We start from the raw sequence: 23247 nt of genomic DNA on the forward strand, positions 1-23247 counted from the left end.
TAAAATTTTATTGAATTTTGTATTTGATTTTTGCAAGTACAGAAGTTGTTTACTTCTGTATTAATAATCAATACAATAGCTGTTATATAAAGTTAATATGACACTGTTAAAATAATATTCATTACCCTTATCAAAGATTAACTATGCAGAAAAGTAGGTTACAAAAGTTAATATTATTATTTAAACAATCTGTTTTAGACTTCTTAGATGACAATGCTATGAAGTTTAGCGCAGCGTTGTCTTATTATACCATATTTGCCTTACCTCCTTTGATGCTTTTGATCATTTCTGCTAGTGGATTTCTATTCGAAGAGAAAGAAGTAGCTAATTTCTTTTACGATCAATTAAAAGATATGGTAGGGCCCAATACTACATCGGAAGTACAGCGGGCAATGGAGAATGTACAATTCAATAAGAAAAGTGGGTATATCACAACAGTTATTGGTATAGGTATTTTACTCTTTAGTGCTTCTGGAGTTTTTGCTGAGATACAGAGTTCTATTAATTATATATGGGGAATGGTTGCAAGGCCAGACAAGAGTATCAAGAGATTAGTGAAGAATAGATTGCTTTCTTTCGCAATGATTGGTTCTGTTGGCTTTGTATTACTTGTTAGCTTAATGGTCAATTCTGTTGTTAGTTTATTATATACTTATCTTGGTAATTTCTTTACAGAAGATGCTATTAATTTAGTTAAATTACTGAACAATGTAGTTGTATTCTTAATTATAACGATTCTATTTGTTCTGATATTTAAAACTCTTCCCAATGGTAGGCTTCAGTGGAAAGACGCCTTTGTAGGAGCTGGATTTACAGCCATTTTATTTATGATAGGAAAGTTCGCCATAGGTTGGTATTTAGGTAATACTGCGTCTTCATCTTTATACGGAGCAGCTGGTTCTGTGACAGTTATGTTAATATGGATTTACTATTCAGCTATGATTCTATATTTTGGGGCTGAGTTTACTAAAAATTACGCTAAACTTTATGGAAGAAAGATTACTCCAGGTCCCTATTCTGTTGAGATAGAAAAGAATGTGATTAAATCTTCAGAAGAGGATTAATTCTAAAAAACAGTCATTTTACAATTTTTATTTTAGGCTAATTAGTAGTAAATTAGCGGAAATTCCTACGTTTTTATGCAAGATCAAAGTCAATATACCGAAGATAATATTCGTTCATTAGATTGGAAGGAACACATTCGTATGCGTCCTGGTATGTATATCGGAAAATTAGGTGACGGTTCGTCTCCTGATGATGGTATCTACATTCTAATCAAAGAGGTTATAGATAACAGTATAGATGAATTCGTAATGGGAACAGGTAAAACTATTGAGGTAACTCTCAAAGATAAACTTGTGACTGTACGAGACTATGGTCGTGGTATTCCCTTAGGTAAAGTGATAGATGTAGTATCTAAAATGAATACTGGGGGTAAATACGATTCTAAGGCATTTAAAAAGTCTGTTGGTCTAAATGGTGTTGGTACAAAAGCAGTGAATGCTTTGTCAAACTACTTTAGAGTGGAGTCTGTACGTGATGGGCAACTTAAAGGAGCTGAGTTCTCTGCAGGAGATTTAGTAACTGAAGAGGAGCTAGTAGAAACTACACGAAGAAAGGGGACTAAGGTTTCTTTCGTAGCAGATGAAGCTATCTTTAAGAACTACAAGTATAGAAAAGAGTATATCGAACGTATGCTTAAGAATTACTGTTACCTAAATAAAGGATTGACAGTAATGTTTAATGGGGAGAAGTTCTTCTCTGAAAACGGTCTTAAGGATTTATTACTAGAGAATATTACTGAAGATGATCAAGTCTATCCAATTATTCACTTATCAGGTGATGATATAGAAATAGCATTAACGCATAGTAAAAGTCAATATTCAGAAGAGTATTATTCATTCGTTAATGGGCAAAATACTACTCAAGGTGGTACTCACTTAGCTGCTTTTAGAGAAGCTTTAGTAAGAACTTTAAAAGAGTTTTACAACAAAAACTTTGACGCATCTGATATTAGAAAATCTATAGTAGCTGCAATCGCAGTTAAAGTAGAGGAGCCGGTATTTGAGTCTCAAACAAAGACCAAATTAGGTTCTACAGATATGGGACCAGAGTTACCTACTGTGCGTACATATGTAAATGACTTTGTTAAAACACAGTTAGATAACTACCTACATAAAAACCCTGATATTGCTGAGGCTTTATTAAAGAAAATATTACAAGCTGAAAAAGAACGCAAAGAGTTATCTGGAATTAGAAAGATAGCTAAAGAACGTGCTAAAAAGGCTAGTTTACACAATAGAAAGTTAAGAGATTGTAGAGTACATCTGACAGATATTAAGAATCCTCTTTATCTAGATAGTACTTTGTTTATAACCGAGGGAGACTCTGCTTCTGGTTCTATTACTAAATCAAGAAACGTTAATACACAAGCTGTATTTAGTTTAAGAGGTAAGCCTCTAAACTCTTATGGAATGACAAAGAAAATTGTTTATGAAAATGAAGAGTTTAACTTATTACAGGCTGCGTTAGATATAGAAGAAGACTTCGAAAACTTAAGATATAACAATATCGTAATTGCTACTGATGCCGATGTGGATGGTATGCACATTCGATTATTATTAATTACGTTTTTCTTACAATTTTTCCCTGAGTTAATAAAAGAGGGACACTTGTATATTCTACAAACTCCTTTGTTTAGGGTAAGAAATAAAAAAGAAACGATTTACTGTTATAGTGAAGAAGAACGCGTTAATGCAATCGAAAAACTGAAACCAAAACCAGAAATTACACGATTTAAAGGTTTAGGAGAGATATCTCCAGATGAGTTTCAGTATTTCATTGGAGAAGATATTAGATTAGACCCTGTTATGTTAGATAAGTCGATGTCTATAGATAAAATGCTAGAGTTCTATATGGGTAAAAATACTCCTGATAGACAAGAGTTTATCATTGACAATCTTAAAGTTGAACTTGATGTTGTAGAACAATAATTATGAGCCAAGAAGAAAATTTAGAGCAAGAATTAAACAATACAAATAATGAGCATCAAGTAGAGGATTTCTCAGATGCACAAGAGGAAGTAACAGAAACTATTACCAAGGTAACAGGTATGTATAAGGATTGGTTCCTTGACTATGCTTCTTATGTTATCTTAGAACGTGCTGTACCTGCTATCGAAGATGGTTTTAAACCTGTACAAAGACGTATTATGCACTCTATGAAAGAGTTGGATGATGGACGTTATAACAAGGTAGCTAATATTGTAGGGCATACTATGCAGTATCATCCTCACGGAGATGCAAGTATTGGTGATGCTCTAGTACAGCTAGGTCAAAAAGATTTACTTATCGATATGCAGGGGAACTGGGGTAATATCCTTACAGGGGATGGTGCTGCAGCATCTCGTTATATCGAAGCTCGTCTAAGCAAGTTTGCTTTAGATGTATTGTATTCTCCTAAGATTACTAATTGGCAAGCATCATATGATGGTAGACGTAATGAACCTATTAATCTACCTGTTAAATTTCCATTATTATTAGCTCAAGGAGGGGAAGGTATTGCTGTAGGATTATCTACTAAGATACTTCCACATAACTTTAATGAACTGATAGATGCTTCGATTAAAATATTAAAGGGTAAACCTTTTACTATATATCCAGACTTCCCAACAGAGGGTATTGCTGATGTATCTAATTATAATGATGGTGCTCGTGGTGGACGTGTTCGCGTAAGAGCTAAAATAGCTCCACTAGATAAGAATACTTTAGTGATTACTCAGATTCCTTTTTCTACTACAACTACTAGTTTGATTGATAGTATTTTAAAGGCTAATGAGAAAGGAAAGATTAAGATTAAAAAGATAGAGGATAACACTGCTGCACAAGTAGAAATACTTATTCATCTACCTCCTGGTACTTCTCCTGATAAGACTATTGATGCTTTATATGCATTTACTGCTTGTGAAACATCTATTGCTCCATTGGGATGTGTGATCCAGAATAATAGACCATTATTCACAGGTGTCTCAGAAATGCTTAAAAATTCTACTGAACAAACAGTAGAGTTGTTAAGAAAAGAGCTAGAAATAGAGCTTAATGAATTAGAAGAGAAATGGCACTTCTTGTCTTTAGAACGTATTTTTATTGAGAATCGTATCTATCGTGCTATTGAGGAAGAAGAAACATGGGAAGGTGTTCTTTCTGCTATTGATGAAGGGTTAAAGCCTTTTGTTAAGAATCTTAAAAGAGCTATTACTCAAGATGATATAGCAAGATTAACTGAAATAAGAATTAAACGTATTTCTCGTTTTGACATTGATAAGGCAAATCAGAATATTGAAGCTTTAGAAGTTGAAATAGAAACAGTTAAGTTCAATTTAGAGCATTTAGTAGATTTTGCTATTAAATACTTTACTACACTTAAAGAGAAGTATGGTAAGGGCAGAGAACGTCTTACTGAATTAAGAAATTTTGATACTATTGAGGCAACTAAGGTAGTTCTTAGAAATACTAAGCTTTATGTAAATAGAGAAGAAGGCTTCTTTGGTACTGGACTTCGTAAAGATGAGTATGTATGTGACTGTTCTGATATCGATGACGTGATCGTATTCTTAAGAGATGGTTCTATGATGGTATCTAGAGTTGACGAGAAGAAATTTGTTGGTAAAGATATTATTCATATTGCTGTATGGGATAAAAGTGATAAGCGTACTATTTATAATATCATCTATAGAGATGGTAAATCGGGTTCTTCATTTATAAAACGTTTTAATGTTACAGGAGTTACTCGTGATAAAATGTATCCATTAACACAAGATAAGCCAGGATCTCAGATTCTATATTTCTCTGCAAACCCTAATGGTGAAGCAGAAGTAGTAACTATTATCTTGAGACAATTAACTAGTGTTAAAAAGCTTAAGTTTGACTTAGATTTTGCTGAATTACTAATTAAAGGTAGAGCTGCTAAAGGAAATGTAGTTACTAAATATGCGATTAAGAAAATAGAACTAAAAGAGAAAGGTATTTCAACTTTACGTCCACGCAAAATATGGTTTGATGAAACTGTAAAACGACTAAATGTTGATGGTAGAGGAGAGCTTTTAGGTGAATTTAAACCAGAGGATCGCTTATTGATAGTTAGTCAAAGTGGTAAGGTTAAAACTATTATCCCTGAATTGACTACTCACTTTGAAGAGGATATGATTGTCCTAGAAAAGTGGAAAGCGAATAAGCCTATATCTGCTTTATACTTTGATGGAGAGAAGATGCGTTATTATCTTAAACGCTTCCTTATCGAGAATGAGAATAGAGAAGAATTGTTTATAACAGAGCATGCTAATTCTAGATTAGAGATTGTTTCTACTGACTTTAGACCTGTTTTTGAAATTGTATATCCTAAAGTAAAAGGCATACAAAAAGAAAATCAAACTATTGATGTTGAGCAATTTATAACTATTAAGGGAATTAAAGCTTTAGGTAATCAAATCTCTATAGATAAAATCAAACAAGTGAATATCTTAGAATCCTTAGCTTATACTGAAGAAGAGGAGGAGGAAGAGGAAGAAGAAGAAACAATAATAATAGGTGAAGCTCCAAACACAGAGATAGATGATGATGGACAGCAGACTTTACTTTTTTAAATAAACAGATGAAATATAAATACTTACTACTCTCTCTATTATTTAGTAGTCAGCTTTTTGCACAAGAGCCTGATGATTATATATTTGATAATAATAGAGAGATTAGAAGTTTAAGAGACAGATGGGATCTAAATCCTGAGCGTAAGGGAAAGACTTTTACACTTACACCTTATAAGCCTGTCTATCTATTACCTGCACGCTGGACTAATAAACCTAATGAGATGCCTACTAGTCTACATGAGACTAATTCTGCAACAGAGCCTATTGATTATAATAGAGCAGAAATAAGGTTTCAAATTAGTTTTAAAACAAAAGTAGCAACTGGACTTCTATGGGGAAAAGGAGATATTTGGCTAGCATTTACTCAGACCGCCAATTGGCAAGCTTATAATGAGAAGGAATCTAGACCCTTTAGAGAATTAAACTACGAACCAGAGATTATCTTTAATTATCCATTAGATTTATCTATTAATGATTTTAAGTTTACGATGGCTGGGGTTGGATTTAATCATCAATCTAATGGGAAAAGCTTGCCTTATTCTAGGAGTTGGAATAGAGTAACTATGCATTTAGGAATGGAATATAAGAATTGGACATTCTTAGCACGTCCTTGGTTTAGACTTCAAGAAGAAGCTGAATCAGATGATAATCCAAATATTGAAGACTATGTTGGTAGAGCAGAGTTCATCGTTGGTTATCAACCTAAAAATGGCCAACTATTTACACTAATGGTTAGAAACAATCTTAGATTTAATCAACACTATAAAGGATTTGCTGAATTTACTTGGGCTTATCCTATTAAGAATAATCTTAAAGCATTCTTAGTTGTAAATCATGGATATGGTGAAACAATGATTGATTATAATTGGAAACAGACTACTATAGGTCTGGGTATTTCATTAATGGAATGGCTTTAAACAAAGAAGGGCGTAATTTTATAAAATTACGCCCTTCTTTGTTTAACTCGAATTCTGTCATAGAACAATTAATTATATAAAGTAGATTTACTAATCTGATTTTAACTACTTAATTGACTATATATTAACAAACCAATAGATATAACTGATAATAATAGACCTAAGATATTTAGTTTACTTAGTTTCTCTTTAAAATAGAAATAACCTATTAAAGTACCTAATAATATAACTCCATAATTCATTCCAGCAAATACTACTGTAGGATTACTCGAAAAAGCTTTGTGAGCATTTAAGTAAAAGTAGATATTCATAAAATTTAAAACTCCTATCAAACTTCCAAAAAGAACTGTCTTTTTAGTAATAATAAATCTCTGGTTAATAATTTTCAAATAACTGCCATAGAATATGATAGAAAGTATTAGAGCCATACAAAATATAAAAAATAGAGTAGTGGTATAAGGAGTAGTACTGTATAGAGCCACTTGTTTAAAACAGATGTCTATTATACCAAAGCCAAAGAAAACAAAAACTAAATAGAGAAAGCTGTATTTAGTTTTAATATTACTATTGTCTTCTTTTTTTAAAATAAAGCCTATAGAAAGAAAACCTATTAATAAGGCAATATATTTTAGGTTAGAAATATCTTCTTTAAAAATAAAGATAGAAGCTAATATTGGAATAAATAAAGACATTCTCTGAGCTATATCTGTTTTTATAATACCTGTATTTTTAATACTCAGATATTGCATAACAAAAATCGTAGGTAATAGAATTCCTAATGAGCTAATTAATAAAAAAGGAAAATTATCTGAGAATTGAATATTTGGCTTAAAGATCAAAAAAGATAAAAATACAGTAGTTATATAGTTCAATATAATTATCTGAAAAATATCAGTTTTATTTTTCTTAAGGACTTTTAAAAAGACACCAACAGAGATACTGCTAAGAATACTAAGAATTAGATAGAACATCAGTTTATTTATTATATAAACAAAGATATATTTTAAAAACTTAGTATATATAAAATAAAGGTAAATAGTAGTATTAAAATATCCTATTTTACATAACATCTATTATAAATATAAGATACAAAATATTTATGGCATATTAGATATATAAATCAAACAATTTAATCTTAGTAAAGAAATAATTACTAATTTTGTAGAAATTATAATATATAATTTATTATTTTAAGTTTATTAACAGCTTAATTAAAATATGAAGAGAATTCCTAGATATAACAGTTGTGATCTTTTAGATCAGAATAATGTTTTAAAAGATTGTGTTATTTTTGATTTACATAGAATTATTCAAATGCGTAATAATGTTGTCTCTATTGCACATCATCATGCTTTTTATCAAATCCTTTTAATTACTGGTGGTTCAGGTATCCATTATATAGATAATGAAAGTCATTCAGTTGCTAAAGGAGATATTTTCTTTTTATCACCAGGTCAAGTTCACCGTTGGGATTTTAATGAAACTACTCAAGGTTTTATTATAAACTTCACTGCTGACTTCTTCTCTTCCTTTTTATTAAATGGTGATTTTGTACAGTCATTACCATTTTTTGAATATAGTTCAGAATATAGTAAGCTTAATATATTTCAACAGTTTTCTACTGTAGTTAATATCTTTGATAAGATAACTTTCGAATATCAGATTAAAGAACATTGTGATTCTAATTTGATTAGAATTTACATTCTTGAGCTTTTATTATTATTAAAAAAGCAGATTAATGAAGAGAATAACTTCTCTTATAATCAACTACAACCTTCTAATCTGGTAAAGCAATATGAGCATTTAGTAGAGAAGAATTTTTATGAACTTAGATTCCCTAAAGAATATGCTAAGCTTTTATATGTAACACCGAACTACCTTAATGCTATTTGTCAAAAAATTAAAGGACAATCTGCTGGTGAAATTATTAGAAGCCGTATTTTATTAGAAAGTAAAAGATTATTAGTTAATACTAATCTTTCTGCTGGAGAAATTGCTTATAAATTAAGCTTTAAAGATAATTCTTACTTTTCTAGATTTTTTAAGAAGTATGTAGGAGTTTCTCCTGATGAGTATAGAAAATCTTAAGAAGCCCAAGTCCCCTTCCCTCCTTTTCTTAATCAAAATAACAGAATGTCCCCAACTTATCTGTTAAAAAAAAAGACCACTCATAGAATAAGTAGCCTTTTTGATCTTAATATTATTTAAAGAAGTTTTTATTCCATTCTTTAGAAGGGTTATACCATAGAGCTCCATTTCTTACATCTAAAGGAGAGTCTATATTATTAGTATACAGTGCTCCAGTTCCTAATCCTTGCGGCATTAATGAGTTTAAAGTATAAGTCCATTGAGCTATTGCATTTAAGCCAATATTACTTTCTAGAGCAGAAGTAATCCACCATCCTATATTTCGCTCATTAGCTAGTTCTATCCATTCTAAACTTCCTTTAAAACCACCTATAAGACTAGGTTTAAGTATAATATATTGAGGTTTTATAGTATCTAGTAATTTAGCTTTATCTACTAGATTAGTGATGCCAATTAATTCCTCATCTAATGCTATAGGTAATGGAGTATTAGAGCATAACTCTGCCATTTTTATAGCCTGATGTTGTTTTATAGGTTGTTCTATACTATGGAGATCTAATTTACTTAATTCTAAAAGTTTATTATAAGCGTCCTCAGGTGTAAAACCTCCATTAGCATCAACTCTTAACTCAATATCTGAGGCAGAATAATGTTTTCTAATATACTTTAGGAGCCCTAATTCTTTATCAAAATCAATAGCTCCAATTTTAAGTTTAACACAATTGAATCCAGCTTTTAATTTCTCATCAATTTGATCTTTCATAAAAGATTCTTCTCCCATCCAGACTAAACCATTAATAGAAATAGATTTTTTTCCATCAGTGAATTTTGAAGGGAAAAGAACAAAAGGGTCTTGACTCTCTAATGATAAAAAAGCTTGCTCTATACCAAACTGTATTGATGGCCAGTCTCTAAGCTCTTCCCATAATTGATCTTTACCTAAATGAATATTAGAAATTACCCAATTAAGTTTTTCCTCATAATTTGGTCTATCATCAAAACTAAGAGAGCGCAGTATACCGCACTCTCCTATTCCTATCTTATTATTCTCTTCTAATATAATGTACCATGTTTCTTTTTCAGTTAATACTCCTCTAGAAGTACCTGAAGGTCGTTTAAATAGTAAATTATATTTTTGATAACTCGCTTTCATCTTTCTATAATGTTAAGCTTTCTCCAATATTTAATAACATTAAATCTTTACCTTTTTCAAAGAATTTTCGTTTAGCTTCTTCATGATCAATTTCAATAAATCCGAAAGTATCAAAATGGTAACCTAAAACTTTATCACATTTTACAAAATCAGAAGCAACAACAGCTTCATCAATATCCATTGTAAAATTGCTTCCTATAGGTAAAATAGCTAGATCAAGATTAGTAAACATTGGTATTAACGTCATATCCATTGTTAGCGAAGTATCTCCAGCTATATAGATATTCTTGTTTTTACTTTCAATTACAAAACCACCAGGTTGTCCTCCATAACTTCCATCAGGAAAAGAACTAGAGTGTATCGCTGGTGTATATTTTAGTTTACCAAAGTCAAATAACCAAGAACCTCCGTGATTCATAGGATGTGCATTAAACCCTTTCGCTTCATAATGTCCTGCTATTTCAGCATTAGATACTATAAGAGCCTCTGGATTATTTTTTGCTATACGTTCTACATCTGCAATATGATCTCCATGAGCATGTGTAATTAAGATATAGTCTACTTTTATAGTATCTACATCTATATTCTTAGCTGCTGGCAAAGGGTTTCCCGAAATAAAAGGATCAACTATAATATTAATATCTTCTATTTGAATACCTAAACAAGCATGTCCGTAATAAGTGATTTTCATAATTCTAAAATTTTAAAGTACTAAAGCTATTGAAAATAACACAGAAAGTAAAAAAGTACTTAATGCTACAATTTTCATTTGAGAATCTAGTTCTCTTGGTTCTATATTTTTCTTTACAAAAACAAGATGTTTTAATAAAGGAATATAAGCTATTATAAAGAAGTATTTATATATAGCTAGATTAGCGTGTATCCCATATACTATAATTGCAATTAAAGCAAAAAGAACAATAAAATAATGATATTGTTTAGCGCCCTGTCTACCTAGTTTAACAGCTAAAGTATTTTTACCTACTAGTTTATCTGACTCTAGATCTCTCATATTATTAATGTTTAATACAGCTATACTAAGATTTCCAATAGCAATAGCAGGTAGTACCACCCAAAGATCAAAGTGCATACCATATAAATAAAAACATCCTATAACACTCACTAGCCCAAAGAATATAAATACAAATAAGTCTCCTAATCCTTTATATCCGTATGCGCCAGATCCTACAGTATATTTAATAGCCGCTGCAACACAGGCAATACCTAATACAAAGAAAAATAAAGAAGTAAAGAAATTGTCCTTACCAAAAGAAATATAGATTAGTATTAAAGCTGATATAAGAGATAATAAAGAAGTAACTATAACTCCTTGTTTCATTTCTTTAGGGCTTATTAATCCGCTCTGTAGTGCTCTTTGAGGCCCTATACGCGTTTCATTATCCGTTCCCTTTACACCATCACCATAATCATTAGCAAAGTTAGATAAGATTTGTAATAACAGAGTCGTTAGTATAGCAAAAGAAAATATACTCAAGAAAGAAGGATTAGCTGCGAAATAAGGATAAGCACATGCACTACCAACTATTATTCCTGAAACAGAAAGTGGTAATGTGCGTAATCTAGCAGCACTTACCCAAGCTTTAATTTTTATCATCAATAAATCTAAGTTTTTCTACTAAGTAAAGAACTACTTGTAGAGAGTATTAAAACCTCAAAATTAAAGAGAAATTATGACATAATAAGCTATTCTTCATATAGTATTAAATACATTCAAAAGAAGATTACATATTGTATTAACCAATAAGTTTAAGCTTTAGATACTTATGTGGTTTCGCAAAGGTGTAATATAGTGCATATAAAGGATTAGCCCCCTTTACAGAGAAAGTCAATATCTGATCTTCTGCAATCTCGAAGATAATAGCATTAGACGTATTCCAGTCAATCTTTGTACTAAGTATATGTTTACCTTCTTCTACCTCAAAAGATATTTCAGTATTATTAGCAATAGAGCCTATCTTCTCTCCATCTAAAAAAACTTTATAATTTCTAAATCTTTCGACGAAAGCTTTTTTTCTTCTTAAGATTATTTTTGCCATGTTAGTATTTCAACTTGTTTGTAGTAAAGTTAAATCTTATTCAATTAGCAACCATATAAAAAGAACTTATTTTTAAAAGTTTTTTATTCTTCTAAGAGACCTTTAAAAAGCTGGATAATAGGCTAAAAACAAGTCATAACTTTTTATTATAGTATGTATTATATTAAATATAATACACTGATTGTTAGTGCATATTAGATGTTATGTAAAGTAATAATTTAAGTCAATTAGTTTATGTGAAACTGTTATTTAAATGTGCAGATCTATTATAATAGATACTCATAAGAGAATAAATTAAAGTACTATTTAGTACGAATGCCAGAATAATTAATCAATAATAAATCTATAGCACCTCTATTAAAACATTCATTTTAATAGAGGTGCTATGGACACATCATGGACGCACTATGGACTCATTCCAACGTGTTTTTTGCTAAATAAAAAAGCCACTCTAAAACTAGAGTGGCTTGGTATAATATTTAAATAGAACAGGTGTCTATTATGGAATCCATTTTTTAGGAAAGTTAGGCTTTCTCTTTTCTAAGAATGCATTACGTCCTTCTATAGCTTCATCAGTCATATATGCAAGACGAGTAGCTTCTCCAGCGAATACTTGTTGACCTACCATTCCGTCATCAGTTAAATTCATTGCAAATTTAAGCATCTTAATAGAAGTAGGAGACTTTTCTAATACCTCTTGAGCCCATTGATAAGCAGTATCTTCTAGTTCATCATGAGGAATAACAGCGTTTACCATTCCCATTTCGAATGCTTCTTGAGCTGAATAGTTTCTACCTAAGAAGAAAATCTCTCTAGCTTTCTTTTGACCAACCATCTTAGCTAAATAAGCAGAACCATAACCTCCATCAAAACTAGTAACATCAGCATCAGTTTGTTTAAAGATAGCGTGCTCTTTACTAGCTAATGTCATATCACATACTACGTGAAGACTGTGTCCTCCACCTACTGCCCATCCAGGCACCACAGCGATAACTACTTTAGGCATAAATCTAATAAGACGTTGTACCTCTAAGATATTTAGACGGTGCATACCATCATCCCCTACATATCCTTGGTGTCCCCTAGCCTTTTGGTCTCCACCACTACAGAAAGAGTATATACCATCTTTAGGTGATGGCCCCTCTGCAGATAATAATACTACTCCTATTGATGTATCTTCTTGTGCATCATAGAAAGCACGATATAGTTCACTAGTTGTTTTAGGTCTAAAAGCATTGCGAACCTCAGGTCTGTTAAAAGCAATACGAGCTACACCATTACATTTTTTATATGTAATGTCCTCAAACTCGATAGCTGTTTCCCATTGAATCTTACTCATAATGTTTTTGAATTTACCGTAAAAATAACCTATTTTTTACATTATATTGCCATTCCAAAACATTATAATCCATGAAAAAAACAATCTTATCACTTAGTATCATATTTGCTACTATGAGTTCATATGCTCAAAAGTATGAATTTCAAACCCTTATAGACCTTGATGCAACTCCTGTTGTTAGCCAAGGAAAGACAGGAACATGTTGGAGTTTTAGTACATCTTCATTTTTAGAGTCTGAAATAATGCGTAAGACTAATAAACATATAGATCTATCAGAAATGTATACAGTGAGAAATATATACCCTGAGAAGATAGAGAATTATATATTGAGACAAGGTAAAACACAGTTTGGTCAAGGAGGTTTAGCACACGATGTTATTAATAGTATTAGAACGTACGGACTTGTACCTATTGAAGCATATTCGGGTCTAGTGGGGAAAGAAACTTATGATCACAGCGAACTTTTTAAAGTACTTAAAGGAATTATAGAAGCTTATGCTAAGAGTGATTCTCCTATTTCAAGTAACTGGAAAGAAATAACAGAGAATGTATTAGATATGTATATGGGTAAGAATATTAATGAATTTACTTACCAAGGCAAGAAATATACTCCAGAGAGCTTTTTGAAAATGACTACTCTAAATCCAGATGATTATGTAACAATTACTTCGTTTCAAAATAAAAAAGAGTATTCTGCGTTTATTCTGAATATTCCAGATAATTTCTCGAACGGAAGTATGTATAATTTACCATTAGATGAATATATAACTAATATAGATAATGCATTAAAAAATGGATATTCATTATCATTAGACTGTGATGTATCTGAGAAGACCTTCTCTGGTAAGTATGGAGTAGCTTTTATAGCTGACAATAATGCTGATAATGAAAAGGGATTAACAGAAATTATACCAGAAAAAGTAATTAGCCCTGAATATAGATTACAGGAATTTTACAACTTTAATACTCAAGATGATCACTTAATGCATATCGTTGGTAAAGTTAAGGACCAAAATGGTAATTTTTACTACAAAGTAAAAAATTCATGGGGTGCAAATAGTGATCGTGTAGGAAATGATGGTTATATTTACATGAGTATTTCATATATGAGATTAAAGTCTATTTCGGTGTTATTACACAAGGATGGATTACAGAAATCTACTAGAGAAAAACTGGGGATAAAATAGTAGTAAAGACAATTAAATGAGGCCAGCCTATCTAATCTATCTAGACTGGTCTTCTATTAGAGAAAGAATGATTAACAAAAGATATATAGCATTATCGCTAATTACTGCATTAGCATTTAATGCATGCCAACAAAAAGAAAATAAAGATCTAGCATCTAATATGCCTTTAGTTAAGGAACGCAATGTATTAGTAGACAACCCTTATAAAGTAGAGTTTCCTACTGTTCCTACTGAGTATATCCTTGAGAAGGCACATATAATAGAAAATTTTTATAACGATAATATTAATAAAGCTGGTTATACAGGTAGCTTTTTAGTCGCTAAAAACGGACAGATAATATATGAGAACTATTCTGGTGTAGCTGACCGATATGGCAATGATTCTATAAATAGTGAAACTCCAATGCACGTAGCTTCTGTAGGAAAAGTAGTTACTGCTGTTTCTGTTCTTAGATTAGTTGACGCAGGGAAGATTGATTTAGATCAGAGCGTCTCTGATATTATAGATGGTTTTCCTTATCCAGAGATTACAGTCAGAACTTTATTAAGTCACAGAAGTGGTTTAGGATATTACGGATATTATAAGAACGTATGGGACGTTAAAAAGACTGTAAATAATGAGGATGTTATTAACGCTATAAATACTAAGAAAGTTAGTTTAGATTTTAGACCTAACAGCAAGTTTACTTATAGCAATACTAACTATGTATTATTAGCATCTATCGTAGAAAGAGTGACAAATAAGACCTTCAAAGAAGCCTTAAGAGAACTTATTTTTGAACCTCTACAGATGGAGCACAGCTTTGTATTTGATGATTTATCTAAAAAGAATCAAGTTACGCAGTCATTTTATAACAATAGTAAATTACAACGCTGGGATTATCTAGATGGAACTTATGGAGATAAGAATATATACACTACTCCACGAGATTTCTTAAAGTTAGATACAGCATTATATTCAGATAACTTTTTAAGTGCAGATCTTAAACAAGAGATGACTAAAGGTTATAGTTATGAAAGTAAAGGAAAGAGAAACTATGGTTTAGGACTTAGATTAATAGAAATGGATAATGGAGATAATTACACATATCACAATGGCTGGTGGAGAGGAAACACTTCTTCTTATATCAGATTAGCCAAAGATAATGTATGTATTATTCTATTTTCTAATAAATATTCTAGTGCTACTTATAAGACAGTTAGTTTATCTCACCATTTTGGTGACTATCCAGTTGGAAATATGGAACTATAAAATATAAGAATATGAAAAAGGCTAATGATATCTTCGGTATTAAATACGCTATTTGTCAAGCTCCTATGTTAGGAGTTGCAACACCAGAGATGGTAGCTGCAGTGAGCAATACAGGCTGTATAGGTACGCTCCCATTAGGAGGTTTACCTACTAGCTTAAATGAGCAATTAATATTAAAGACTAAGTCGTTGACTAATAAGCCTTTTATAGTTAATCTATTTCTTAATCCTGTAGTGGATATTAATAAAGAAGAAATAGATAATATGCAAGATGAGTTAACTAATTTAGGAAAGCAAATTGGTTATACTCACCAAAGAATAGAAACATTTGAACAAGATGGATATACACAGAATTTAGAACTTGTTAAACGTCTTGGACTAAAATATTTAGCTTTTACTTTTGGTTGTTTTAATGATCAAGAGATAGAAGAATTACATCATCATAATATTTATCTAATTGGGACAGCTACCACAGTTGAGGAAGCTGTCTTTTTAGATAACAAAGGTATCGATGCTATCTTACTTCAAGGCATCGAAGCAGGTGGACATAGAGGCTCATTCCTTAAAGATTCTCTAGAAGACAACCTCCCATTAGAAGACCTATTTGATAGAGTATTTCCTTTAGTTAATAAACCAATATTTGTAGCAGGTGGACTTTATAGTGGTCAGATCGGCAAGAAGTATTTAGACAAAGGGGCTGCTATGATTTGCTATGGTTCTTTATATATTGGATCAGACGAAGGTGCGGCTATGGACTATCAAAAAGAACTTTTAAATCAAGGAAAGCCTGTAGAAACCAAATTAACCAAATCATTTTCTGGCAAGTTTGCTAGAGGAATTCTTAATGAATACATAAATTATATAGATAATTCTAACAATTCTATACCTTACTTCCCTATTCAAAACATTTTAACACAAAAACTAAGAAGTTTTGCAAAACAAAAAAAAATTCATAACTTTAATTCTCTTTGGTGCGGTACTAATGCCCACTATGCTAGAAAAGAATCATCGTTTAATATTACCAATAAATTGATTAAAGAAGTATATGACTTATAGTTTTCAATATCGTTTTTTAAAGAATGTAAATTTAGAGGAGCTACTGCTTGTATTTAATAAATCTTTCTCTGACCATACAGTCCCAGTAAAACTGACAATGGAACAATTAAAAGATAAAATTAAAGCAGAAGGAATAGATCTTACCATTTCTGTAGGAGCTTTTTGTAATAAAGAGCTTGTTGGTTTTATATTACACGCTAAGAATAATAATTATTTATATAATTCTGCTACAGGAGTATTACCTTCATTTAGAGGAAATAATCTAACTAATAAGATGTATGATTATGCTATACCTCTATTTAAGAGCTTTAATATGCGTAAAATAAATTTAGAAGTAGTAAGTTCAAATGAGACTGCATCTAAATCTTATCGCAAAATTGGTTTTAAAAAATGGAGAGTTGTTAATTGTGTAAAGGGGATTACGAATGTGAAGAGCTCTAAATCAGAAGAGATAGAAGGCCTTCAGATTAATAATCTACCATACTATGAATATCTTATCTCTTTTGCAGAAAAAGATATTATACCTACATGGGAGAATAATGAATTTTGTATTCATAATTTTGAAACAACATTAACTATTCGCAAAGCGACAATCAACGGAAACACAACAGTTGGGTATCTAATATTTGATCCTAGATATAATAAGATATTACAGATCTGGGTAAAAGAAAGCTATAGACGTAAAGGTATTGCTTCTTTTATGGTAAAAGAGTTAATAGGAAATGATAAAAACTTCACTATAACTAATATCGATGGTCAAAACTTCGGAATACACTCTTTCTTTAAATCTATAGGCGGTGAACCTTATCTAGAACAGGTAGAAATGGAAATGTATCTAGACTAACCAAATAGAAAAGAAGTCATACTTAATGACCCTCCTACATATTTATCATTAAAGATATGTACATTGTCATTTTTGTTAACTAGACCTAAAGTATATAATAACGGAAAATAATGATCAGGTGTTGGTATTGCATATTGCAGACTAACACCTTTATTTTTATAATCTATAAGGGATTTATAGTCACCTGTTAAGACAGCATTCTTTATGATTTCATTACTCTCTATTGCCCAATCATAGGCGTAATTATCAGTATTCATATTCTTCCAATCAATAGCAGATAAGTTATGTACTATATTTCCACTACCTATAATTATTACGCCTTTTTTTCTTAGTGCTTTTAATTGACGGCCTATTTCTAGGTGATAATCACTTCCTTTATAATAATCAATACTTAATTGAAGTACAGGTATATTAGCTTCCGGAAATAGATGGCATAATATAGACCATGCACCATGATCTAATCCCCATGTCAAGTCTTCATGAATCTCATGTTGGTCTAGACTAAGCTTGACTATATCTTTAGCTAATTCAGGACTCCCTTGTACATCATAGTTAACATCAAATAAAGGTTGAGGAAATCCTCTAAAATCATGTATAGTCTCTAGTGTTGAGTTAGCTGTCACTAAAGTTCCTTTTGTTAGCCAGTGAGCAGAGACTACAAGTATAGCTTCAGGTTTTGGTAATTGTTTTCCTAAGTTTTTCCAATAATTAGAAAACTCATTATCTTCTATAGCGTTCATAGGAGAACCATGCCCTATAAAAAGGACTGGCATCTCCTCTGCTCTATCTTTTAACCAAAATAAATCATTTAAAACCTGATGTTGCATAGCTTATACTTTATGTGTTAATACTATTCGGCTAGTATTTTTTTGATATCTCTATTATCTCCATAGATAACCATGATATCACCTTTATTAAGCACAGTTTCATAAGACGCAATTCCTTGTACTTCATGAATCTTCTTATGTAAACCGATAAAACTCTTCTCTTCTTTAATCTTAAGAGTAGTTAATACAACTAAATTATAGTTTGTTCTAAAACCTATTTCTCCTAGAGTCCTTCCTGCAAAACGATCAGATACTGTAATCTCTACGATACTATAACGACCATTAATTTCATAAGAGTCCACTACCCCTTTTATACATAGTTTCTTAGCCCATCTCTCTGCAGTTTCCTCTTCAGGGTGAACGATTTCATCTACTCCGATAGCTTGTAATACATTCTCGTGTACGGGAGTGATAGCTCTGCTTATAAGGCGTTTTACATTTAGATTTTTAAGAACAGCAGTAGTCATAATATTAGCCCCTTGATCTTCACCAATAGCTACTATGACGATATCTGTATTAGCTAATGGTAATCCTGACATTATATACTGGTCGGTAGAGTCCAAACAGATGGTATGAGATATCTTATCCTTATTAGCATCTACTCTAGCCATATTCTTATCAACACCGATAACTTCATTACCTTGTTCTGTTAGTTTTTGAGCTAGTGACGCTCCAAAGTTTCCTAAACCTATAATAATATATTTCATCTTTCTTTTTAGTTAATAAGAATTTCCTCTGTTGGATATCTATAATTTGTAAGTGTTTCTTTTTTGCTAATAGCTATAAGTATCGTAAGCATACTTACCCTACCTATAAACATAAGCATGATAAGCGTGACTTTACTAGGATCAGTTAGTTTAGCGGTTATACCTGCACTTAATCCAGAAGTACTATATGCAGAGAAAGCTTCGTATGCTAGTCTTAATAAATCAATATTTGGTTCAAAAAAGGACAGTGCAAAAATAGCACATCCAATTACAAATAAAGATAAGAAGATAATAGCAAAAGCACGTTGTATAGATAACTGATCTACCTCTCTTCTATAAACTTCAATACGAGACTTTCCTTTCATCAACGCCCATATATTTAATATAGCGATAGCGAAAGTACTGGTCTTAATCCCTCCTCCAGTTGATACTGGTGATGCTCCAATCCACATTAATAGTATAATAAGTAAAAATGTTGATACGCTAAACAAATTGTTATCTACTGATGCAAAACCTGCTGTACGTGGTGAAGTCGCAGTAAAGAACGCAGTGACTAACTTACCTATTCCCTCATGTTCTGCTAGGGTGTTATTGTACTCTAAAACATAAACTAAGAATGTTCCTCCAACGATTAAAGCTATAGTCGTAATTAAGATAATACGCGTGCTTAAGTTAATTACTCTAGGTACATACACTTTAGCCTCTTTCATACTAAAAGGCAGCAATCTATTAATGATTAAGTGCTGTACATACTTATAGATATTAAATACGATAGGAAAACCAAGTCCTCCCATGATAAATAACCCTGCTATTATTAAGTGTAATGGATAGTTAAACCTGTATTCAAACGTGTATAAATTCTCAGGTAAAGTAGAGAATCCGGCATTACAAAATGCAGATACTGCATGAAATATAGAGAAAAACACTCTATCAAATAGAGAGTTAAACTCCTGATGGCGAATACTTATAAATATAGCTATCATACCTATAAACTGGATTACTCCAGAGATAAGGATGATTCGCTTTAATGTCGCAAACACATCTCCTAGTTTGTCGATATAAGACATATCTTTTAGAACTAATTGATTGCCATAAGATGCTTTACCTCTAAAAAAGAAACTAAAGTAACTAGCAATAGTCATAATTCCTAATCCTCCACATTCCATTAAGAAGATCATGACAGTCTTTCCAAATATAGTAAACTGTGCTCCTATGTCTACTGTAGATAATCCTGTTACACACACAGCACTAGTAGCTGTAAATAAAGCATCAATATAACGCAGACTACCTGGTGTATTAGTAGCCTTGGGAAATGAAAGCATAAAAGCTCCAATAAAAATAATCAGTAAGAAACTGACTACAAATAATTGGGCTGGATTCATTCTAGTCTGTCTTAAGTTTAATTGAAGTACAGAGAATTCTCTCACAACCATTAAGAACACCCCAAAGAAAATAACAGCATTGCTGTCAAAGAAACGGATAGTATGTTCAGGTAAGATCCTGGCTATAATTAAAGTCAAGAATAGAAGGATACTAAATATGTCAAAAATCTTGACTCCTGTTGTTTCGTGGTTTCCTTTATTGAGATATCGCATCGCAATAGCTACCATTCCAATACTTAAACATATGTTATACATAATATTTAAGTGATAGTGATAATCGTTAAGCGTATTAAACCCTAAATCATATATCAATGTAAATAAGGTAATAAAGCTTATCCAAAAAGGAAGACGGACTAATACAAACTTTAATTGTTTAATCAAATGGTCTTTAAGATAATACAGTGGCATTTTATAGGACTAATTCTTTAAACAGTTTATTTAATACCCCCTCCATATCCTCAGCCATTCCAGGGTGTGGACGAGAAGATTGAATACAAGAACTCTTAACAGCTGTAAGCCATCTAAAGCGTTCTGCAGCGTCAAGTGTTGCTATAGGAGATACTTTACAAATCCCCTTCGCGATATGTTCAAAAGCATCAACGTGAAGCTTTAGTGTTTCAAAGTCTAATTCACTTTCATAGCAACTGATCTTCTTCTCATCTAAATAAAAAGAAGACAGAAGAATTCTCTTGGATTTACAGAAGACTAAAACCCCAATATTAATAAACTCCTCTCTCTCTACTTTAGGTGTATACCTAATAATTGCATACTCATATACTTGCATCGCGATGTTTTTTTGCTTCGTTAACAAATACATGAGAGTTGGCCAATCTACTCTTTAAAAACTCAAAGTAAATAGCTCTAATTTCTTCACTAGTCAAATCGCTTTCTTCCCATTCTAACCAGTTGGTAGGTATTTGATCTGTAATACACTTAAGGTCTTCTTCTTTAAGTAAAGCTTTAAATTCTTTATCTACTAAATCGATATCATTTGCCACTGGTAATAGCACGTGATCTTTTATAAATGAGAACGGAGTAAGTGCTCCTTTTTCCCAATTAGTAAAAGAATGGTGGAAATAAAAAGAAGCTCCGTGATCTATTAACCAAAGTTCTTTATGCCAAACAAGCATATTCGTATTTCTAAAAGTACGATCTACATTAGTAATAAAAGCATCTAGCCAAACAATCTGAGAGGCTAATTTACTATCTATCTCTAGTGCAGAAGGATCATAAGTCAAGGCTCCTGATAAAAAGTGTAAACCTAAGTTTAGTCCTTTACTAAATTGAAGTAAGTCCTGTATTTCTTCATCAGCTTCAGTTCTACCAAAAGCTTCATCTAATTCTGCAAATACTAGCTCAGGTACATTAAGTCCTAACTTCTTAGCTATTAATCCACCAAGTAATTCAGCAATAAGTGCTTTAACTCCATGGCCTGCTCCTCTAAATTTTAGTACATACTTAAACCCGTCATCTGCATCCGCTAAAGCAGGTAGTGACCCTCCTTCTCTAAGCGGCATAATATACCTAGTAACGGTTACAGTCCTTAAACTTATATTATTCTCCATTTAATTTATATCAGAAATATTGTGCAATATTAACTAAAAAACCCCCAAAGTAACTTACTTTGAGAGTTAAATTTTAGTTCTCCTTCTTTCGAAGACTTATATGATTAGAGAAGTATTTATTACTTCTCATAAAAGATTGTCTTTTTGTGTATGGGGCAATCATGGCGATGTGATCCAGGTAAGTAAGCTGTACTCATTAGAAACTCATTGACAATCTCACCTCCTACGAATTTAAAATGCTTCTTAAACAACTTAACCCAAGCAATTAAATCATATTCTTTATGTAAGTCCAACCACTGTTTAAAACTTCCAAACTCCTGTTGTAATTCAATGATTTTATTAGCATTATATATAGCAGCATTAACCTTTAGTTTATTGCGAATAATTCCACTGTTCTGCAACAAAGCCTCAATATCTTTCTCTCCAAAGCCTGCTACTGTATTTATATCAAATCTAGCGTAAGCCTCTTGGAAGTTTTTTCTCTTTTGCAGAATGGTATTCCAACTTAGTCCTGCTTGATTAATTTCTAATACTAAGCGCTCAAATAATTCATTGTCATTCTCTATCTCAAAACCATATTCATAATCGTGATAATACTTATTAGGATTATCAGAGTCAGCTGGCATTTCATTACAGAAGTCACAGTAGTGTTTCTTATCTGCCATATACTAATTAACTACTTTAATCTTAGCATCGCTTAAAACCTTTCTAAAAGCGTTCTTAGCCTCAACAGTCTTAAGTCCATAAACGTCTCTCACCTTTCTATTATTAAGACGCACTACAGCTTTAGTAGCTAGTCCTTTCGGCATTTTGACATACTTAATATTGTGCTTATCTATCTTATCAATAGAAGTATTGATTAAAAAATTCTTTACTGTAATATATAAAAACGTAGCTACAACAATACAGAAGACATAGTCCATCTCATTAGGCATTTGCCAATTGGCAGTATATAATCTCACAGCTCCTAGTACTAGAATAGATGTAGACATAATTCTAGAAGAAGTAAGTCTTCCTTTATAATTGTCATTTATTTCTAATTGCTGAGTTTCTTTATTAAACTTAATCATTTGTCTCTTTTTTCTAATTAGAACAAATCTACTAATAAAATAGTTTACTAAAAGCTAAGATAATGTTAGTATTATCTATTTGCTAAAAATTAGAACAATTGATAGAGAGCATTAGTTATCTTGAAACAAAAAAGCCTGAGTATTAATACTCAGGCTTTTCATT

At 31.5% G+C, this 23247-nt stretch carries 22 protein-coding genes; 9 read left to right on the forward strand and 13 right to left on the reverse strand.

Going from position 1 to position 23247, the window contains the following annotated elements:
- The first annotated feature begins 143 nt into the window (after positions 1-143).
- The 4 genes from BMX53_RS05745 (at position 144) to BMX53_RS05760 (ending at position 6558) form a co-directional block, all read left to right on the forward strand.
- Positions 144-1064 carry a YihY/virulence factor BrkB family protein gene (locus BMX53_RS05745; protein ID WP_038985182.1) on the forward strand — a complete coding sequence of 307 codons (921 nt, stop codon included), beginning with the start codon at positions 144-146 and terminating at the stop codon, positions 1062-1064.
- A gap of 75 nt (positions 1065-1139) precedes the next feature.
- Positions 1140-2993, forward strand: a complete 1854-nt coding sequence (locus BMX53_RS05750) for a DNA topoisomerase IV subunit B (RefSeq protein WP_038985184.1) — start codon at positions 1140-1142, stop codon at positions 2991-2993.
- Positions 2994-2995: 2 nt separating this feature from the next.
- Entirely contained in the window at positions 2996-5641 is a 2646-nt protein-coding gene (locus BMX53_RS05755) for a DNA gyrase/topoisomerase IV subunit A (protein ID WP_074745060.1), read from the forward strand.
- 8 nt (positions 5642-5649) lie between these two features.
- Positions 5650-6558, forward strand: a complete 909-nt coding sequence (locus BMX53_RS05760) for a phospholipase A (RefSeq protein WP_074745062.1) — start codon at positions 5650-5652, stop codon at positions 6556-6558.
- Between the two features lie 101 nt (positions 6559-6659).
- Here BMX53_RS05760 and BMX53_RS05765 read toward each other — a convergent pair whose 3' ends face one another.
- The gene (locus BMX53_RS05765) at positions 6660-7307 is read right to left on the reverse strand and encodes a DMT family transporter (RefSeq protein ID WP_242651260.1); all 648 of its coding nucleotides are present in this window, start codon (positions 7305-7307) and stop codon (positions 6660-6662) included.
- Between the two features lie 469 nt (positions 7308-7776).
- On the opposite strand from BMX53_RS05765, the gene BMX53_RS05770 reads away from it, so the two are divergent.
- The gene (locus tag BMX53_RS05770; protein ID WP_038986712.1) at positions 7777-8646 is read left to right on the forward strand and encodes a helix-turn-helix domain-containing protein; all 870 of its coding nucleotides are present in this window, start codon (positions 7777-7779) and stop codon (positions 8644-8646) included.
- Between the two features lie 112 nt (positions 8647-8758).
- Here the strand turns inward: BMX53_RS05770 and BMX53_RS05775 are convergent, their stop codons facing one another.
- From BMX53_RS05775 to BMX53_RS05795, 5 genes are all read right to left on the reverse strand, one after another.
- Entirely contained in the window at positions 8759-9799 is a 1041-nt protein-coding gene (locus BMX53_RS05775) for an o-succinylbenzoate synthase (RefSeq protein WP_038986711.1), read from the reverse strand.
- Positions 9800-9803: 4 nt separating this feature from the next.
- A complete protein-coding gene (locus tag BMX53_RS05780; protein ID WP_038986710.1) occupies positions 9804-10490 on the reverse strand; it encodes a metal-dependent hydrolase in 687 nt (228 codons plus the stop codon).
- A 12-nt stretch (positions 10491-10502) separates the two neighbouring features.
- Positions 10503-11414 (reverse strand): 1,4-dihydroxy-2-naphthoate octaprenyltransferase, encoded by a 912-nt coding sequence (gene menA, locus BMX53_RS05785; protein ID WP_038986709.1) that lies wholly within the window; start codon positions 11412-11414, stop codon positions 10503-10505.
- 139 nt (positions 11415-11553) lie between these two features.
- Positions 11554-11856 carry a hypothetical protein gene (locus BMX53_RS05790; RefSeq protein WP_038986708.1) on the reverse strand — a complete coding sequence of 101 codons (303 nt, stop codon included), beginning with the start codon at positions 11854-11856 and terminating at the stop codon, positions 11554-11556.
- A gap of 499 nt (positions 11857-12355) precedes the next feature.
- Complete coding sequence (locus BMX53_RS05795) at positions 12356-13195, reverse strand: 1,4-dihydroxy-2-naphthoyl-CoA synthase (protein WP_038986707.1); 840 nt, start codon at positions 13193-13195, stop codon at positions 12356-12358.
- A gap of 71 nt (positions 13196-13266) precedes the next feature.
- Between BMX53_RS05795 and BMX53_RS05800 the strand changes: the two genes are divergently transcribed.
- The 4 genes from BMX53_RS05800 (at position 13267) to BMX53_RS05815 (ending at position 17533) form a co-directional block, all read left to right on the forward strand.
- A complete protein-coding gene (locus tag BMX53_RS05800) occupies positions 13267-14382 on the forward strand; it encodes a C1 family peptidase (RefSeq protein ID WP_038986706.1) in 1116 nt (371 codons plus the stop codon).
- A 67-nt stretch (positions 14383-14449) separates the two neighbouring features.
- Entirely contained in the window at positions 14450-15634 is a 1185-nt protein-coding gene (locus BMX53_RS05805; protein ID WP_052243548.1) for a serine hydrolase domain-containing protein, read from the forward strand.
- An 11-nt stretch (positions 15635-15645) separates the two neighbouring features.
- Entirely contained in the window at positions 15646-16689 is a 1044-nt protein-coding gene (locus tag BMX53_RS05810; protein WP_074745064.1) for an NAD(P)H-dependent flavin oxidoreductase, read from the forward strand.
- Positions 16690-16786: 97 nt separating this feature from the next.
- The gene (locus BMX53_RS05815) at positions 16787-17533 is read left to right on the forward strand and encodes a GNAT family N-acetyltransferase (RefSeq protein ID WP_241033340.1); all 747 of its coding nucleotides are present in this window, start codon (positions 16787-16789) and stop codon (positions 17531-17533) included.
- On the opposite strand, the gene ygiD is transcribed toward BMX53_RS05815, so the two are convergent.
- From ygiD to BMX53_RS05850, 7 genes are all read right to left on the reverse strand, one after another.
- Positions 17530-18360: a 4,5-DOPA-extradiol-dioxygenase gene (gene ygiD / locus BMX53_RS05820; protein ID WP_038986703.1), complete on the reverse strand. Its 831-nt coding sequence runs from the start codon at positions 18358-18360 to the stop codon at positions 17530-17532. The two genes, BMX53_RS05815 and ygiD, sit on opposite strands and share 4 nt — an antisense overlap.
- Before the next feature lie 23 nt (positions 18361-18383).
- Entirely contained in the window at positions 18384-19067 is a 684-nt protein-coding gene (locus BMX53_RS05825; RefSeq protein WP_038986702.1) for a potassium channel family protein, read from the reverse strand.
- Between the two features lie 8 nt (positions 19068-19075).
- The gene (locus BMX53_RS05830) at positions 19076-20857 is read right to left on the reverse strand and encodes a TrkH family potassium uptake protein (RefSeq protein ID WP_063175666.1); all 1782 of its coding nucleotides are present in this window, start codon (positions 20855-20857) and stop codon (positions 19076-19078) included.
- 1 nt (position 20858) lies between these two features.
- Positions 20859-21233, reverse strand: a complete 375-nt coding sequence (locus tag BMX53_RS05835; RefSeq protein WP_063175665.1) for a DUF3037 domain-containing protein — start codon at positions 21231-21233, stop codon at positions 20859-20861.
- Positions 21220-22014, reverse strand: a complete 795-nt coding sequence (locus BMX53_RS05840) for a HipA family kinase (protein WP_063175664.1) — start codon at positions 22012-22014, stop codon at positions 21220-21222. The genes BMX53_RS05835 and BMX53_RS05840 overlap by 14 nt, the downstream gene beginning before the upstream one ends.
- 119 nt (positions 22015-22133) lie before the next feature.
- On the reverse strand, positions 22134-22679 hold the full coding sequence (locus tag BMX53_RS05845; RefSeq protein ID WP_063175663.1) for a DNA-3-methyladenine glycosylase I: 546 nt from the start codon (positions 22677-22679) through the stop codon (positions 22134-22136).
- 3 nt (positions 22680-22682) lie between these two features.
- Positions 22683-23084, reverse strand: coding sequence for a hypothetical protein (locus BMX53_RS05850; RefSeq protein WP_038986697.1), 402 nt, complete (start codon positions 23082-23084; stop codon positions 22683-22685).
- Between the last annotated feature and the right edge of the window lie 163 nt (positions 23085-23247).

Source organism: Myroides marinus (assembly GCF_900109075.1).
Classification (GTDB): Bacteria; Bacteroidota; Bacteroidia; order Flavobacteriales; family Flavobacteriaceae; genus Flavobacterium; species Flavobacterium marinum_A.